The sequence below is a fragment of the Alkaliphilus metalliredigens QYMF genome (assembly GCF_000016985.1).
In the GTDB taxonomy this organism is placed as follows: domain Bacteria; phylum Bacillota; class Clostridia; order Peptostreptococcales; family Natronincolaceae; genus Alkaliphilus_A; species Alkaliphilus_A metalliredigens.
Genome location: NC_009633.1, coordinates 3,269,726 through 3,287,614 on the forward strand (window position 1 = coordinate 3,269,726; position 17,889 = coordinate 3,287,614).

At 37.2% G+C, this 17,889-nt stretch carries 16 protein-coding genes; 1 reads left to right on the top strand and 15 read right to left on the bottom strand.

Features of this window, described 5'->3' with window-relative positions; translation table 11 throughout:
* Nucleotides 1-47: 47 nt before the first annotated feature.
* From AMET_RS15845 to AMET_RS15910, 14 genes are all read right to left on the bottom strand, one after another.
* Entirely contained in the window at nt 48-1,286 is a 1,239-nt protein-coding gene (locus tag AMET_RS15845; RefSeq protein ID WP_012064319.1) for a sodium ion-translocating decarboxylase subunit beta, read from the bottom strand.
* Nucleotides 1,287-1,323: 37 nt separating this feature from the next.
* Nucleotides 1,324-1,710, bottom strand: a complete 387-nt coding sequence (locus AMET_RS15850; RefSeq protein ID WP_012064320.1) for a biotin/lipoyl-containing protein — start codon at nt 1,708-1,710, stop codon at nt 1,324-1,326.
* Between the two features lie 22 nt (nt 1,711-1,732).
* Nucleotides 1,733-2,134 carry an OadG family protein gene (locus AMET_RS24435; protein ID WP_012064321.1) on the bottom strand — a complete coding sequence of 134 codons (402 nt, stop codon included), beginning with the start codon at nt 2,132-2,134 and terminating at the stop codon, nt 1,733-1,735.
* 35 nt (nt 2,135-2,169) lie between these two features.
* Nucleotides 2,170-3,717 carry an acyl-CoA carboxylase subunit beta gene (locus AMET_RS15860; RefSeq protein ID WP_012064322.1) on the bottom strand — a complete coding sequence of 516 codons (1,548 nt, stop codon included), beginning with the start codon at nt 3,715-3,717 and terminating at the stop codon, nt 2,170-2,172.
* A gap of 107 nt (nt 3,718-3,824) precedes the next feature.
* Nucleotides 3,825-5,222: an oxaloacetate decarboxylase subunit alpha gene (locus AMET_RS15865; protein WP_012064323.1), complete on the bottom strand. Its 1,398-nt coding sequence runs from the start codon at nt 5,220-5,222 to the stop codon at nt 3,825-3,827.
* Nucleotides 5,223-5,426: 204 nt separating this feature from the next.
* Nucleotides 5,427-7,046, bottom strand: coding sequence for a methyl-accepting chemotaxis protein (locus tag AMET_RS15870; protein WP_012064324.1), 1,620 nt, complete (start codon nt 7,044-7,046; stop codon nt 5,427-5,429).
* Nucleotides 7,047-7,239: 193 nt separating this feature from the next.
* Nucleotides 7,240-7,752, bottom strand: coding sequence for a citrate lyase holo-[acyl-carrier protein] synthase (gene citX, locus AMET_RS15875; RefSeq protein WP_012064325.1), 513 nt, complete (start codon nt 7,750-7,752; stop codon nt 7,240-7,242).
* A complete protein-coding gene (gene citF / locus AMET_RS15880) occupies nt 7,752-9,296 on the bottom strand; it encodes a citrate lyase subunit alpha (RefSeq protein WP_041721755.1) in 1,545 nt (514 codons plus the stop codon). Before citF ends, citX begins: the two co-directional genes overlap by 1 nt.
* 21 nt (nt 9,297-9,317) lie before the next feature.
* Nucleotides 9,318-10,193, bottom strand: coding sequence for an aldolase/citrate lyase family protein (locus AMET_RS15885; RefSeq protein WP_012064327.1), 876 nt, complete (start codon nt 10,191-10,193; stop codon nt 9,318-9,320).
* Nucleotides 10,194-10,196: 3 nt separating this feature from the next.
* Nucleotides 10,197-10,469: a citrate lyase acyl carrier protein gene (gene citD / locus AMET_RS25880; protein ID WP_012064328.1), complete on the bottom strand. Its 273-nt coding sequence runs from the start codon at nt 10,467-10,469 to the stop codon at nt 10,197-10,199.
* 106 nt (nt 10,470-10,575) lie between these two features.
* Nucleotides 10,576-11,916 carry a citrate/sodium symporter CitS gene (gene citS / locus AMET_RS15895; RefSeq protein WP_012064329.1) on the bottom strand — a complete coding sequence of 447 codons (1,341 nt, stop codon included), beginning with the start codon at nt 11,914-11,916 and terminating at the stop codon, nt 10,576-10,578.
* 381 nt (nt 11,917-12,297) lie between these two features.
* Complete coding sequence (locus tag AMET_RS24440) at nt 12,298-13,065, bottom strand: Na-translocating system protein MpsC family protein (RefSeq protein ID WP_012064330.1); 768 nt, start codon at nt 13,063-13,065, stop codon at nt 12,298-12,300.
* Nucleotides 13,058-14,818 carry a sensor histidine kinase gene (locus AMET_RS15905; RefSeq protein ID WP_012064331.1) on the bottom strand — a complete coding sequence of 587 codons (1,761 nt, stop codon included), beginning with the start codon at nt 14,816-14,818 and terminating at the stop codon, nt 13,058-13,060. The genes AMET_RS24440 and AMET_RS15905 overlap by 8 nt, the downstream gene beginning before the upstream one ends.
* Before the next feature lie 168 nt (nt 14,819-14,986).
* Nucleotides 14,987-16,174, bottom strand: coding sequence for an NAD(P)-dependent malic enzyme (locus AMET_RS15910; protein ID WP_012064332.1), 1,188 nt, complete (start codon nt 16,172-16,174; stop codon nt 14,987-14,989).
* A 417-nt stretch (nt 16,175-16,591) separates the two neighbouring features.
* Here AMET_RS15910 and AMET_RS15915 point away from each other — a divergent pair, with 417 nt between their 5' ends.
* Nucleotides 16,592-17,572 (top strand): sugar-binding transcriptional regulator, encoded by a 981-nt coding sequence (locus AMET_RS15915; protein ID WP_012064333.1) that lies wholly within the window; start codon nt 16,592-16,594, stop codon nt 17,570-17,572.
* Nucleotides 17,573-17,735: 163 nt separating this feature from the next.
* Here the strand turns inward: AMET_RS15915 and AMET_RS25885 are convergent, their stop codons facing one another.
* On the bottom strand, nt 17,736-17,873 hold the full coding sequence (locus tag AMET_RS25885) for a hypothetical protein (RefSeq protein ID WP_157047271.1): 138 nt from the start codon (nt 17,871-17,873) through the stop codon (nt 17,736-17,738).
* Between the last annotated feature and the right edge of the window lie 16 nt (nt 17,874-17,889).

The window sequence follows — 17,889 nt, forward strand, 5'->3', positions numbered from 1 at the left end:
GAACACACCTCTCCTTACCTTTATCATCAATTCATTTGTATTGCTTTTTAGTTAAACAAAGATAGTAAAACCCCTGCTGCTACTGCTGATCCAATCACACCTGCCACATTGGGTCCCATGGCATGCATTAATAAAAAGTTTGTTGGATCTTCTTTTTGTCCCATTGTTTGTGATACCCTGGCAGCCATTGGTACAGCCGATACCCCTGCTGATCCAATTAATGGATTAATGGCATTTCCACCCATTAGCTTATTCATAAATTTAGCTAGGATCACACCGGTTGCAGATCCAACTGCAAAGGCCACCATTCCCAATACAATGATCTGGATTGTCGTTATCTGTAAAAATTCCTCTGCTCTTGCACTGGCACCCACACTTAACCCTAGTAAAATGGTTACAATGTTAATCAACTCGTTTTGTGCGGTTTTAGAAAGTCGGTCCGTTACTAAGCTTTCCTTCAGTAAGTTACCAAACATCAGCATTCCTATTAAAGGCGTTGCCGCTGGCAACAGTAGAGACACTAGAATTGTCACTAGGATTGGAAAAATAATTTTTTCCTTTTTACTTACATTTCTTAACTGCTTCATCCTGATCATACGCTCTTCCTTAGTTGTCAGCGCCTTCATAATCGGTGGCTGAATAATTGGCACAAGGGCCATATAGGAATAAGCTGCCACAGCAATGGGTCCTAGTAAATGACTGGCCATAATGGCTGTAATAAGAATTGCCGTGGGTCCATCTGCCCCTCCGATGATCCCTATGGCAGAGGATTCCTGTGCTGTAAAGCCCATCAAAATGGCTCCAGTAAAGGTAAAGAAGATCCCTAATTGAGCTGCAGCACCTAAAAACAAACTCTTAGGATTGGCAATTAACGGTCCGAAGTCTGTCATAGCCCCTACCCCTAAAAAGATCAGAGGTGGAAAAATCCCCAATTGATTACCTCTATAAAAGTATTGCAGCAATCCTCCCGGTGTTTCTGTATAAATCTGAGCCGGAATTCCTTCTCTTAGCATTTCTGCTGTTGGCTCTGCCAGCATTTGAACTGTTTCTCCCACAGTTCCTGGAGTCAAAGCCCTGAGGACCGTATGCCCTAGCTCCATCACCCCGGATTGCGGCAGATTCGTCAGTAGCATTCCAAAGGCAATGGGTACAAGTAGCAGTGGTTCAAACCCTTTTCCAATGGCAAGATATAATAAAACACAAGCAACACCCATCATAACTAGGGCTTGCCATGTGATATTGGCGTAACCAGTGGTTTCCCAAAATTTCATGACCACATCAAGCATTTGTGCATCTCCTTTCAATCCATTTTATGAAGTTGTATTATTTTAAAGAAACTAACGCATCTCCTCCATTGACGGATGCACCCTCTGAAACATGAATGGCAGCCACTGTTCCATCACAAGGAGCGACAATTTCATTTTCCATTTTCATCGCTTCTAAGATTATAAGTACTTGACCATTCTTTACTTCTTGTCCTTCTTTAACTTGAATTTTCCATATGTTTCCTGGCATTGGTGATTCCACCTTAGTGGCTCCTGCCACTGGCCCTGATTTGGCTTCAGTCTTGGCTGCTGCCTTTGGTGCTGCAGGCTTTGCCACTGGTGCTGCAGTTGGTGCCTTCGGTGCAGATGCCACAGATCCATCCTTAATTTCTTCAACTTCTACCTCATATGACGCGCCGTTTACAGTAATATTAAACTTTTTCATGGTTGATTTCCTCCTTATGATATTATAGACGACTTTGAACTTGCTCCCCACGTCCAGCCCGAGCCCAAGCCGGTGTGTTTTCAGAGGTCCGCACAATGTTTCTCACCACAATATTGTGAGTAGATGTATGTAAACTCGCTGCGATAGCTGCTGTTATTACGGCCACTAGCTCTGTGTCAGAGGTTGTGTCCTCTTCCTCAGCCTCCTCTATTGTTGCTTCAACCGGTACAGGCACTTCCTTTTTTGTTTTCTTTTGTTCTGCACCATAAAGCATTTTTTCCATTATGGTAATGGCTAAAAATAGAAACATCAGAGCCACAAATACAATTGAAACCCCCATTACCGTGGCCTGTAAACTGCCACCTAATTTTTCCGCCATGGTCATTTGATCGATGGATACTTTCATTTTTTCTAACAAAGTCATTGACTAATCACCTCTTTTGAATTCAGTTTCATGTATTAGACTGGCAAGTTACCATGCTTTTTAGATGGTCTTGAATCTCTTTTACTGGCTAACATATTTAAGGCACTGACTAATCTTGGTCTAGTGGATGAGGGTTCAATGACATCATCAACATACCCTCTCTCCGCAGCTTTATAGGGGGTTGCAAATTCCTGTTTGTAGTTTGCTATCTTTTCCGCCCTAAGGGCTTGTGGGTCCTCTGCGTCTTTAATTTCATTACGGAAGATAATATTTGCAGCTCCCTCGGCTCCCATGACAGCAATTTCAGCTGTAGGCCATGCCAGTACTAAGTCCGCACCTAATTCTTTACAGCACATGGCAATGTATGCCCCCCCATAGGCCTTTCGTACAATCAATGTAATCTTTGGTACCGTGGCTTCACTGTAGGCATAAAGCATTTTGGCACCATGACGAATAATCCCACCATGCTCCTGGCCTTTTCCAGGCAAAAAACCTGGTACGTCTACAATATTTAAAACTGGAATATTAAAGCAGTCACAGGTTCTAACAAATCGTGCGGCTTTATCTGAGGCATTAATGTCTAAACAGCCTGCCAATACCTTTGGTTGATTTGCAATGACCCCAACAGATTGACCATTAATACGAATAAAACCAGTGACAATATTCATTGCAAAGTATGGTTGTACTTCAAAAAAGTCTCCATCATCTGCTAGCATCTCAATAATCGTCTTCATGTCATAGGGCTTATTAGGGCTATCTGGAATCATGTCATCTAATTCTGGAATGATTCGATTAATATCGTCCTCTGTTTCAAATACCGGTGCCCCCTCCATATTGTTAGAGGGTAGGAAGCTCAATAATCTACGAATTTCTAGAATACATTCTTCATCATTATTGGCTACGCCATGGGCAACACCACTGATGCGGTTATGGGTCATGCCTCCCCCTAGCTCCTCGGAGGTGACTTCTTCTCCTGTTACGGTCTTAATGACCTGGGGTCCTGTAATAAACATTTGACTGCTTTGATCCACCATAAAAATAAAGTCTGTTAATGCCGGTGAATACACAGCGCCTCCTGCACAAGGTCCCATAATGGCAGTGATTTGAGGAATCACTCCCGAGGCAATTGTATTACGGTAAAAAATATGTGCATATCCAGAGAGGGCGTCGACTCCTTCTTGAATCCTGGCACCACCGGAATCGTTCATCCCAACGATTGGTGCCCCCATTTTCACTGCCATATCCTGTACCTTACAAATCTTTTTGGCATGCATTTCTCCTAGGGATCCACCCACAACAGTGAAATCCTGGGCGTAAGTATAAACCAATTTCCCCTCTACAGTTCCATATCCAGTGATGACACCTTCACCCGGTGCATCGACCGTTTCCATGCCAAAGTTCACGCATCTGTGCTTGACAAAACCATCTATTTCAACAAATGATCCTTCATCAAACAGTAAATTAACTCTTTCTCTAGCTGTTAACTTTCCTTTTTCATGCTGGGCCGCGATACGCTTTTCTCCGCCACCTTCTTGGATTTTTGATTTTTGTTGGCGAAGACCTTCCAGTTTGCTCATGGTCATAATTCTCCCTCCTATACTGCTTCATTAATCATGATTTTCTCGTTCTTACTTCATCCTATAGATCATTTTCTATGTTAAGCTTGTCATAAATTTTAATTTATGTAGTTTTATACTGGATGGGTTTTTTGTTCCATATCTACACAAATCGTCTCGATTTTATACTTTTGTGCCCTTCTATATTTAAAGTATTCCTGTGCAACCTGTGGAAACAAGGCATAGGATAATACATCCTCTTCTTGCTCTAAAAACTCTTTCATTTCATTACGAAATCCTTCTAGCTGCGGGGGAATACTGTCAGCTGGCCTTTTGGTCATCACTTCTTCATTCCCAATAATCTTTCTTTGTATTTCTTCAGAAATCGCCACTGCAGGTCGCCCATATTCTCCTCTAACGTAGGCTTTTATTTCTTTTGGTACTATTTTATAGCGTTCTCCCATGATTACATTAAATACGGCCTGGGTACCAACCATCTGGCTTAAGGGAGTCACTAAAGGTGGATATCCTAGCTCAGCTCTAACTTTTGGTATTTCCTTTAGCACTTCCTCATACTTATCCTCTGCATTTTGCAGTTTGAGTTGAGAGACAAGGTTTGATAACATCCCACCAGGTACCTGATAAACTAAAGTATTGATATCTACACCCAATAGCTTAGGATCTAGCAGTCCACTTTTAATATATTCATTTCGAAGTGGGGCAAAGTGTGCAGCAATTTGGTCTAAATCTCCAAGATCCATTCCAGTGTCATATTCAGTTCCTTGTAAAGTAGCCACTAATGGCTCCGTAGGCGGTTGGGATGTCCCCGATGCCATGGGAGAAATAGCACAATCCACCACGTCCACCCCAGCTTCTATTGCTTTAATGTAAGTCATAGAAGCAACTCCACTAGTATAATGGGTATGCAGCTGTATTGGGACCTTGATCACCGCTTTTAATCCTTTAACAAGTTCATAGGCATCATAGGGTTTTAGAATACCAGCCATATCTTTAATACAAATTGAATCTGCACCCATTTTTTCCATTTCTTTAGCTAGCTGAATATAATATTTTGTATTGTGTACAGGACTGGTAGTATAGGAGATGGCAATTTGAGCATGAGCTCCTGCCTCTTTGGTGGCTTTTAAGGCCGTCTCAAGATTTCTTACATCGTTTAAAGCATCAAATATCCTGACTATATCGATTCCATTTTCCACTGCTTTTTTGATAAAGGCTACTACAACATCATCAGCATAATGCTTGTATCCCAACAGATTTTGACCTCGTAAAAGCATTTGTAGCTTTGTGTTTTTCACATGTTTTCTAATGGTTCTTAGCCGTTCCCAGGGATCCTCATTTAAAAATCGTAGACACGAATCAAATGTAGCTCCTCCCCATACCTCTAGAGAATGGTACCCTGCTTGATCTAGTTTTTCTAATACAGGCAACATTTCTTCTATCTTCATCCGAGTAGCAATTAATGATTGATGCGCATCCCTTAAAACTGTTTCGGTAATCTTTACTTTAGCCATCTTACTTCATCCTCTCTACATCTTTTCGATATAACAATTTGCTAAAATTCATAGCTTTGTTAGTTCTCATTTAATATAACTATTTTCTGACATCCATTCTTCAGTCCCATTTCAATCATTTCATCTATCTTTGACTTCACATTAGTTATTTGCAAAGAACCTTTCGAAGAGTTCTTCCTGAATGATAACAAGATACAATTATTGCTAATATTTGAAACTGCTAATACTATGTTTTAAATTATTGGCCATATTTTCTATGTCGTTTATGACATCCTCTAACCTTGATGAATATTGGAACTGCTCTTCAATATTACTTGTTACCTCTTGAACCGTGGCTGTATTTTCCTGTGATGCAGCAGTTGCTTGGGTCATTACTTTTTCAATATTCTTAATAAAATCGTTTGTGCCATTAACAGTAACAAAAATTTCCTTCACATCTTGTTGATTTGCTTCTGAAGCACTTATTATTGTATTGAATATACTCTTATTCTCTTCGAATGATTTTTCCTGTAATTGTGATATCGCATTTGCTACCTCTACTTTTTTCGATACATCACTTAATGTTTCTTTTATTAAACTCAAAGTCTGATCTATATCACTTACTTCTTTATTAGATTGTTCTGCTAGCTTTTTTATTTGTTCCGCTACCACAGCAAAACCTTTACCGTGAACCCCTGCTCTAGCTGCTTCAATAGATGCATTGAGCGCTAATAAATTGGTCTCATCAGCTATCTGTCTTATAACAGAAACAATGCCGTTTATTTCGTCAGTTTTCTTGTCTAAGTCAGTCACTACTTTGTTCACTTCTGCAAGCGCACCTTTACTTTCCTTCATTTTATCAAATAATTCATTTAATTTATACTGTCCTAATTCGATTGTATTGGATGATTCTATCGTGTTGTTTTGAATTTTATCAGTTATCTTTACTATATTGTTTAATTCAATTACAACATCTGCTATTTTAGTACTCCCAGTTTGAATCGCATCATTATTATCTGCAACACGATTTGCCATATCTTCAATTTCTTTAACGATCTCTTTGTTACCATTATGAATGCTTCGGTTTAACCGAGCTATTTCCTGTATAGATTGTATCAGTTTCTTAGCAGCTTCAGCTACTTTTTTTATTAATTTATTTAATATGGATACTGTCCCTAACAGCATATTTGTAATTTTTTCTTCTTCATTACTTATCTTTTCCAGGTCAAGTGTTGCAGCTATAACACCTCTAAAAACTCCATTTTTTTCATACGGCACTGCTACAATGATAGCCAACCTATTTTCACGTTTTGAAAATGAGAAATCAGATGTTTGCGTTTCATTCGTTTCTTTAGCCTTTGTAAAGTAGTCTCTGTCTCCATTGAAGAGTAATTTGCTTTTATTTTCCATGCTTTGTGCTGAATTATATATTTGTTGTCCACTTTCATCTGTAACAAAAAATCTAACAATACCATTACTTTTAGATATAAATTCTTTGCCTTTTTCATGCATTATGCTAATATTAAACTTATTATGTATGAAAATTTCTGTTAGTTTTTCTACCTTTAAAAGATCATTATAGATTTTCTGTTTTGTTTTCTTAGAAATTTCTGTGGCAATAGCTAGGTTTCCTGCAGCAATTTCCCTAAGTACCTTTGTCATCTCTTGTTCATTAAAATTCACTTTCATTTCTAATTTAGACCTTAATAGTGAAATAACAAAAAAGTATGAAATATAATATAATATCCCCCCAATCTTACTCATATCTATCATTGTTAAAAGAATATATAATGGCATAGAATAAAGTAGAAAATCTATGCTATACGAGTATATTTTTCGTCTCATATGCAGCCTCCTTAGGTATGTTGGTATGCATTGTTTTTTCTTAATCTTACATAACTATTACGACACCTTTTTACAAATTTCTTCTTTTTTAAAGTTTATTAATTTTACAAATTATAAATGCAATAGTGGAAAATTACAGAAGTGTTTACTAAAAAAATATAAAATTAATATCTTGTTAAAACGAATTGATTTTCTACCATCCCTTTTCCAGTCCCTTATCAATCATTTCGTCTATCTTTAGCTTCAGCTCTTCTCCTGTATGTTTTTTACCAACATAACAGTCTAGGGCATCATGATTGCAGATCATACATTTTCTTGCTTTTATATGAAAGTCCCTTCTAGATATGGAACTTCCTTGTTTATTGATCACATCAATATCAAATAATCTACCTAAGGGATGAATGTCTTCTATCCGAATGGTTCCTATCTTTACATTTTCAAGTAATTGGTCTATAACCCAAAACCCTTCGGGACCCCACTTACCGACTCTTGTATCTTTAAACATCACATCATTGTCAAATGCCTTATCAATGGCTATTACTGCCTTCTCCATAACATTCTCCCAACCAGTATATTGAAAATATCCTCCTGGTAAATTCAATGTTAAGGAAACCAAAGGCAGCTGATAGTTATCTATCAACTGCTTTTGATAAGTTGCTCTTTCTTCCTTAGCCTCTAGCACCTTTTCTAGTAAATCCTGTTTCATTATTTAACTCTCCTAATGGTGTCAATGATGGTACCATCTCTATATTCAACTAAAGCCACAATTTCATCTGTAGTTTGGATCTTTCCCGGTTTACCAGTCAATCCTTCTGCTATGTTTTTTAATTCCTGTATGCTCATGACATTCAATTTAGCAGCCTTAAATAACGCTTCTAAATCCTTTCTTCTAGGATTGACGGCTATTCCTCTTTCAGTAACGACAGCATCAATGGTCTCACCTGGTGTGACCACTGTTGTCACCTCATCTACTACAATAGGCAGTCTACCTCTTAACAGTGGTGCGATTACAATAGAGAGCTTAGATCCTGCGGCTGTATCGCAATGTCCTCCAGATGCACCCATGATAATACCATTTGAATCCGTAATCACATTAACATTAAAATCTACATCTATCTCTGTGGCACTTACAATCATAATATCCAGTTGGTTTGCTGCACAACCTTTGTTATGAGGATTTGCATAGAATGAAGCTGACATCTCTATATGATTTGGATTGGATTTAATGGATTCTACAGCTTTTAAATCAAAACACTGCACATCTAATAATGTCTTAAATAGTCCTTCTTTCAACATATCAACTGAATGTCCTGTGATTCCACCAGAGACAAAGCTACCTTTAATTCCTTCTGTCTTCATTTTTTCTCTTAGAAATTGAGCAACGGCTAGAGATGGTCCACCGGTTCCTGCTTGAAAAGAGAATCCTTCCTTTACTAAGCCCGATGCAACCACAGCTTCAAATGCCCTCTCAGCAATTAATAGCTCTAGTGGATTTTTAGTCACTCTGGTTGCTCCAGATACAATTCCTTTGGGATCTCCTATTTTATCTACTTTTACAACATAATCTACTAAGGTTTGTGGTATGCTTATGGGATTTGCAGGGTATGGCACCATGAAGTCAGTTACGACAACGACTTTATTAGCATATTCTGCATCTGCCATGGCATAACCCATGGAACCACATGCAGTTGGACCTTCTACACCATTGACATTTCCATAGAGATCCGCTGCGGGAGCTGCGATAAAAGCAATATCAATTTTACTTTCACCTGATTCGATGGCCCTAGGTCTCCCCCCATGGGAACGAATAATCACAGGCTTATCTAGTATTTTATCCCTCGTAATGGCTTCTCCTAATTCACCTCTAAGTCCACTGGTTTCAATGCCAGTCACCACACCATTTTTAATATGATTAATTAATGGCTTATGAACAGACTGCAGGGAACTAGCAAATACCGTGATATCCTTAATACCCATTTTAGCAATTTCATCGATTACCATATTGACTAAATAATCACCATTTCGAAAGTGATGATGAAAGGATATTGTCATACCATCCTCAATGCCACATAATTCTAAACTCTTTTTTATATTGTCTACTATTTTATCATTTCCATGAAATGTTTTTGTTATTTTGGGAGCTAATTTTTGCCCTTTTGGATCGTAAGCAAAAGCTCCTTGAAATGCCTTAAGTTCTCCTATTCCATCTATATGCTTTGGTACTTCTCTACCTAGTGCATTTTTTACCATATTACACACTTTCGCCACCTCCTATAGTATTCCTGCGCCTCTAGCTAAACACACGATTTTTTCAGCCCTTGCCACAACCGGTGCATCCACCATTTTTCCATCTAATGATATGACTCCTAGACCTTTACTTTCTGCTTCTTCTATGGCCTTAATGACCCTTAATGCCTTTTGGGCATCCTCCTTAGAAGGAGTAAATTCATTATGCACTGTTCTTATTTGCCCTGGATGAATAATCGATTTTCCTGCAAAGCCCAATTGCTTAGCCGACTCTACTTCTTTCTTAAATCCATCATCATCTTCCACATCAGCAAACACTGTATCTATGGCATCAATACCAGCAGCCGCAGCGGCCAGTACTATTTTCGATCTAGCTACAAACAATTCTTCTCCACCCTTGCTACGTTCCGCACCGATGGTTCTTGTAAAATCTTCTGCCCCAAAGGAAATCCCTATTACTCTTGAGCTAGCAATGGCAATCTTTTCTGCATTTATAACGCCTTTTGCGGTTTCTATAGCTCCTAATATCTTGACAGTCCCATCTTCTAAGCCTAGTTCTTTCTCAATGTCAGTTAATAGTTTATCTAGTTGTTCAATATCTTGTGCCGTTTCAGACATAGGTAATCTTACGTTTCTTAGGCCTGCTGCCACCAATGTCCTCACATCTTCTTCTCCAAAGGGTGTGTAGAGAGGATTCACTCTAGCAAATATCTCACAGTCACCATAGTCTATGGTTTTTAGCGCCTCTACAAGTAAATCTCTGGCACTATCTTTCTCTCTTAAAGAGATAGCATCCTCTAAGTCAAATATAATACAATCTGGTTTAAAAACCGATGCATTCACCATCATATTTGGATTGCTTGCTGGTACAAAAAGCATGGTTCTTCTTAATCTTTTCACTTTCTACGCCCTCCCCTCTGCCCTTTTAATTGCTGTTTTTAATCGTGCTCTGATTGCAAAATCTAAAGCACCCCGATCCGCTACTTTGATATATCCATTTTTTATATTATTTTCCTGTAATGTTTGTTCAACAACAGCCTTTATTTGTTCCCCAAACTTTTCTTTAACGATGCTTTCTATTTCTATTGTCAAATCTTCACTTTGATTTAAATCTACAATTACCATTAAATCATTGGACTCTAAGCTGCCGGTTTGGCCTATTCCACTTGGTTTCATTGTTTGTAACCCTCCTTCGAAAACAGTTTACTAAATAATAGAGCCAAGGTCTAGTAAACTTTGGCTCTATTATCTTAGCCTCTAAAAATATTTTCCAATTAATTACTTAAACAAATATACTGAAAAGTACACTGGCTATAATCAATACCATCCCGCCGCCAAGCCTTGACGCTATTTGTCCATAGGATATTAAGTCCATTCTCTTTGCAGCACCTAATACTGCTAAGTCACCAGAACCACCTCTATTTGCCATACATAATCCTGCTGTTACCGCTGTGTCTATTGGGTAAAATCCTACAAGATATCCAATAAATCCACTACCAATAATTGCTCCGAATACAATAAGCGTTGCGATAAACACATTTCCTAGTGTAATCGCTGCAAAGAGCTCTCCTAAGTCTGTATAGGCGATCCCTACACCAGCCATGATCACCCATATAAACTGACCCGTAAAAAATGTTTGCAGTTTTTTGGCACCCATTTTTAGTTCTTCCGGTATCATTCCCATGGCATTAAAAATTGCTACAAATACAACCATGTATGCATATTGATGGATTACCACACCACCTATTGTCGGAAGTAAATAACCCGAGAAAAGTCTTCCTAATGCAAAGAACATTGTGGCTAATACTAATCCAGCTGCAATTTCTCTATTTGTTATTTTTTTCTCTTGTTTTTCTGCAGTATCTATATATGCACTTTCATTTCTGATTAAGTCTGAACCATTTCCTGTTAAAGAAGGTCTCTGTTCTCCAAGCTTATTCAATAGTGCTCCACTAAAGATTGCAACAATGTTTGCAATGGTAAGAATGGCTATGGCAAATGAATAGTACCCTTCCTGTGACTCTCCAGTTACTTGATGCCATATTTCACTTAAGGGTATGGCACCGCCACCGTTTCCTCCACCCATAACAGGTAGCACATATCTCATCACAACATCTTTAAAAGGAACACCGATAAATAAACCACCAATTCCTCCTAATAACATAGCACCAGCTACGCCACCTAATATAGCTGGAATATACCCTGCAAAGGACTTGATTAATAGCTTTCTATTTACTGATAAGATGGATCCTGTGATTAAAACAGTAATAAATAATGTCAAGAAACCTGTACTAGCCATAAAATTCGTTGTTGAATCAACATATCTCTCAGGCAATATTCCTTGGTATACTAAGTATGCTGCACCAAGAAACGCTAATATTGCGCCTCCACCGATATATTCCTTCCATACAGGAATCCGATCCCCAATTTCACCAAAGGTAATTCCTAGGAAAAATAATATTGCAAATCCACCAGCCAAATCAGTAGATATGGTCTCCGTAGCAAGACCAGCAACCATGACAACTGCAAATATTGCATACACATGAAGCGGCATACCAAACATCTTCAATCCTTTAGTTTCTTTAACTTCTTTAATTTCTTTAGAAACTTTTACATCACTCATTGTTTGCACCCCTTTTAAAATTTTTTTTAATCCTAATCAAGTCTTAATTTTACATAGTCGTTCACATTCTTAAAATACACCTGTGTTTTTCATCATTTTCTTTTAAACTCTACTTTTTCATCTCCTCTTCTTCGTATTTTATAGCGCTTTAGACAACAAAAAAAGCCAGCACAGAAATAAAGATTTCTGTGTTGGCTTATTTAAGCTAAGTCTATAGACTTTCTCAAACGTACTCAACATTTATTCATATCATATTGTGGCTTGCTACTCTGCTGCTTAACTATTTTGAAAAGCCTTTCTCTTGAAAACCTTTTCAAACTTAGCTCTATAATAAATATATAGCAAATTGTGAATTTTGTAAAGTATTTTTAACAAAGTATTTTAACAAATTAAAAAAATAAGATTACTTTTATCTTCTACTACATCGATCTTGATATCATTTAATTGACTTTCACAGGGCAAAAACGTGTTAATCATCGTTTTCATTTCTTCTTCAAAGTCTTGATAAAAGGTTTCTCGGTAGTATCGGATTAATGCTCTGTTTTTTTCTACTTCCAACATTGTTTTTTCAAATTTCGTTAAGACCTCTACCATTTCCACTTCTAATTTATTACCGTGCATAAACACTTTTACGTTTTTAGGCCCTTTTCCAGTCTTCTCTTTGATGAACTTTCCAAATGAATTTTTGAGATTGTCTTCTATGGTAAGTTTTTCCTCTTTAGACATCATCCTACTTCTAACTTCTAATAGTACCCCTTTATTTCGAAGAATTTTAACAGCAATTTTTTTCATTACCTCTGTCAGTTCTCTTGCATCAATCGGTTTAATAATGTACTTTTCAATTCCAATATCAATGGCCTTCAGTATCATATCTTGCTCGGAAAAAGCTGTTGTAATGACCACAGGAACATCACTAACTTCTCTTATTTTCCTCGTCATGGCAATTCCATCCATGATAGGCATTTTCAAATCTGAAATGATTAAGTCCGGTAAATTTTCCTTAAAGGCCGCCAACCCTTCCATTCCATTTTGTGCAGTAATCAACTTTCCCACCCTTTTTTTTAGAAAAAATTCCATCTGCTTCATTACCTCTTCTTCATCTTCCACATAAAGTACTTTTAAGTTTTTCAATAGGTTATTATCAGACACGATTCTTTTCCTCCTTGTACAAAGTGATCTTTGCCTTTACCCCATTCTTTATATTGATTATAGATATATCTCCCTTGAACTTTTCTTTTAATATGGTCTTTGAAATATAAAGTCCCAATCCAGTTCCCTGATCTCCTTTAGTTGACACATAGGGTTGGAAAATTCTATCTACTATCTCCTTTGGCATCCCACCCCCATTATCTTCAATGGTTACTTGCACGTCCTTTTCTCCTTCATGGATTACGATCTTTATCTCTCGAATCCCTTTATTATCTTTCATTGCATCAATAGCATTATTTACAAGATTCAAAATCACTTGTGAGAATATATTGCTTTCGCCTTTAATTTTTAGGGCTTTATCCCCTTGAATATCGGTCTTTATTTCTAGGTAGTTGATTGTGGCTAAATTAAGATCTATAGCAAATTGAATTGCTTCATATAAGTTAAAGGCTACATTTTTATCTTGGGGCTTAAAAAAGAATTTGAAATCATCTATGGTTTTAGCCATTCGTTCAATAGAACAATGAGTGGAACCCACAAGATCCTGTAAATAAGCTGGATCATCTTCCTCCAGTGTATGATAGTCCTCTATGTTATATAGAGAAAGCTTCAATGTATTTAATGGTTGTTTTAGCTGATGTGCTATGGTAGCTAACATTTCTCCCATAGCAGCAAACCGTGATTGATGCATCAAAAGTGCATTTTTTTCCCTCAGTTGATTAAAATACCTTGCTTCAATCTCTAGGTTGCTTCGGTTCACCTCTACCTTATAAATATAGATAATAATGACAATACAAACAAGAATAAGCATGATAGAAATAACAATTGTGATATCCCTAATTTTTTCGATACCGACAATTGTCTCATCATAATCTATTGAGAAATTGATAATTAAGAACGTATCCCCTATTCTACTGGGAGTATATCCATTAATTTTTTGAACTCGGGTATTATCCCCTGGCCAAATCGAATGATAGAGCCCTACTCCAGTCTCTTGTTCCATTTGTTTTTTTACAATACTTTCCAGTTCAGTCCAATCATAATTAGGATATTGTTGTTGCCTAACCTCTACTACATCTCCACCTATACTTTCATTAGATGGGTGCAGTAATAACCTCCCCAAATTATCCTTAACTGACATGTACCCTGTTTCCTGAAGTCTGTAATCAACTATATACACATCATAAATATACTTGCTATCTAATTTCATTCTAATAAATCCATGTAGCTCTCCTTCTATTTTAATGGGGTGTATTATGTTGATTGTTTGTTCAATTTCACTATCAACAAAATATACATCTTCTCTATTCATCAACGCTTGTTGAAGATCTTGTCCCTGCCTATATTGATAGGTCTCCTCATCAGTGTATACTTTGATGATGCCTCCCGTTACGTCAATCAACTCCAAAGCTGTAAAAGCCTTTCCTTGGGTTCGATACAAAAGATCTACTAAGGTAATATTATCTGTTTTACCTTCAGTCAATTCAATAAATTGATTTTTAAATTGAGTTTCAGTTATGATCTCCTTTAGGTAATCATCCTTCTCGTTAAAGAATATTTCCAACTGAGCTGATACTGTGGTCACTAGGTTTAATATATTCTCTTGCTGAGATTTAATAACAGTCTCCCGATAGTGTTGATAGCTTCCTAATGATAGCCCAAATAGGGTCCCCATAACAATAATAGCTACCAATACCAGTTTAACAATCCTAGAATTCACTTCACGATACAACTGTTTTATCTTTTCTTTCATAGGTCACCCCATTCTAATTTTAATATGTCAATCGCCATAAACCAACAAAATATTTACTCCCCTATCATTTTACCAAATATTTAGTCTTTATTCTATTAATTATTATTTACTTCAAGTACTTAAATAAAAATCCCCTATCAACTATCTTGTAGGGGATCAAACAATATATTATACTCTTGCTATTCCAACTTCTCTAGCAGCCTTCATCACCGCTTTAGCCACACCAATACTGACTCGCTTATCGAATACATTTGGCACGATATAGTCTTCTTTTAATTCTTCTTCTCTCACCAAATCTGCGATAGCCTTAGCTGCAGCTATTTTCATTTCACTACAAATATCCTTTGCCCTTACCTTTAATACACCTTTAAACATTCCTGGAAATACTAACACATTATTGATTTGATTAGGGAAATCCGACCTACCCGTTGCAATGATCCGAGCCCCCCCTGCCTTTGCCACCGTAGGGTGAACTTCAGGCAATGGATTTGCCAGAGCAAAAATAATACTATCTGCATTCATACTTCTTACCATGGCTTCATCCACAACATTACCAGCTGAAACGCCGATAAATACATCTTTATTTTTAATAATGTCACGTAATGATCCCTTTTCCAATTGACGATTTGTAACCTGTGCAATGCTTTGTTGCGCCTCATTCAAACCGGTATCACCTTCTAGGAGAGTTCCTTCTAAATCGCAGAGTACAATATGTTTTACCCCGGCACTAATTAATAATTTTGCTGTTGCAATTCCCGAAGCCCCAGCACCATTGATCACAATTTTAGCATCCTCGATGCTTTTACCAGTAACCTTTAAAGCATTATACAAACCAGCCAATACTGCAATTGCTGTTCCATGCTGATCATCATGATACACAGGGATGTCTAGTAATTCTCTTAGTTTTTCCTCAATATAGAAACATTCCGGTGCTTTAATGTCTTCTAAGTGAATTCCGCCGAAACCTGGGGCAATCATTTGAATCGTTTTAATAATTGCATCAGAATCTGTTGAGTCTAAACATATTGGCATGGCATCTACCTGACCAAATTTTTTCAATAACAGTGCCTTCCCTTCAATAACTGGAAGTCCTGCTTCTGGTCCAATGTTACCAAGTCCTAATACCGCTGTGCCATTTGTCAATATCGCAACAGTCTTTCCCTTCATTGTATAGTCATATACAGTGTTTTTATCTTTAAATATCTCCAAACAGGGCTCCGCCACCCCTGGTGTATAAGCCATTGCTAGATCTGTGCCATTTTTCATTGGCGTCGTTCCCCGCATCGCTACTTTTCCTTTTCTTTTTCGATGTAAATTGAGTGATGCCTCTTTCATATCAATACTCATGTTATTCATTGAACTGTTCCCCTTGGAACAATTCAACTACACCTCCTAGGATTTTATAATTATGAAAATATCTTTATCAAATTACTTTAAGTGGACATGTCCACCTCTCATATGTTTTCAATTTTCCATTTAAGAATAACAAATCATTTTTGTTTTGTCAAAACATTTGTTATTGCATTTATCATATGTTCATATTTATTTAACTATTCTATGTTTTCGGGTCGCAAAATCATTGTTAAACAATAAACTATCTAAATTTAGTCATACATATGTTATCGGTATTCACATATGTATGAAATTGCCCACAGTATCCTATCATTAAATTTCTAATCAATCTAGAAACTTGAAAATTCATCATGAATCCGCTATAATTAAAGATAATTTTACACTTATAGTTAATAATCCGATGATAAGAGGGTAGTTAAAATGGATCAATATGAAAAACTGAATGAAACAGAAAAAAAAGCTTTCCTTGCGAAGCTGGCTCATATGTATTATGAGCTCAATATGACCCAGGTGGAAATTGCTGCCTCACTGTCAACAACTCGCTTTAAAGTGTCCAAGCTACTACAAGAAGCCCGCACACAAAATGTAGTTGAAATTATTATTAACCGTCCGAATGAAAGACTTCAGGAAATCGAAGCCTTATTAACAGAGCAGTTCAACTTAAAAGCTGCCATTGTATTAGATACTCATGTGATTCCTTATGACGAAACAATTCCAACTTTAGGTAAGTTAGGAGCTACTTATTTAGAAAGCATCATAACAGATCATTCTGTTATAGGGGTTCTGTGGGGTAAAACAATCTTTAATGTAATTAAACATATAAAACCCCAGAAAAAAATTCCCATCACAGCCGTTCAAGTCTTAGGTGCAGCTGCAATGGATAACCCATCGGTTGATTCTCCTGAACTGATTCAAAGCCTAGCTACAATTTATGGAGGAAAGTACAAACAGCTGTATGCACCACTATACATCGATAATGACTATGCTAGAAAAGCATTATTACAGGAGCCAGTCATCAACGACACACTCTTTTTGGCCAGTAAAGCCGATGTTGTTTTGACTGGCGTCGGTACCGTTGATGCAGTCTTTTCTTCAACCCTATGGACAAATTATTTGACTAAAAATAAACACCATGATTTGATTTCCCATAAAGCTGTTGGGTGTATCTATGCCCGTTTATATGATATTAACGGCATGTCCATCGACGTTGACATCAACGAAAAAGTCATTGGACTAGATCTAAATACCTTTCGACAAGCAAAATACACCATTGGCGTTGCCTCGGGTACTTACAAGGCAGAGGCCATCTTAGGAGCATTACGAGGTGGGTTTATTAACGTGCTGATTACCGATGATACAACCGCATTAAAAGTACTTTCTTTAAATGATTCAGACCTATAGAATTTTTTGAATCTTAAATGAAGAATAGGAAATGATTATTATAAAGACAATGCCTAATTGCATCATATGTGCGCCTAGGCTTAGGCTTTCTAACAGAAAATGCGACATCTAGAGAGCTCTAGATGTCGCATTTATATTAATTAAGAGGGAACTTAATTATTGATTACTTACCTGCAGCGTTTTTACCTGCAATTTTACCGAATACAACATTACCCATTGTATCATTACCATATACGCGACCAGCTCCGTATAATCCTGGAATTACATTACCATCCGTATCTAAAATTTCAGTATATTTCATGATCATCAACCAGTAG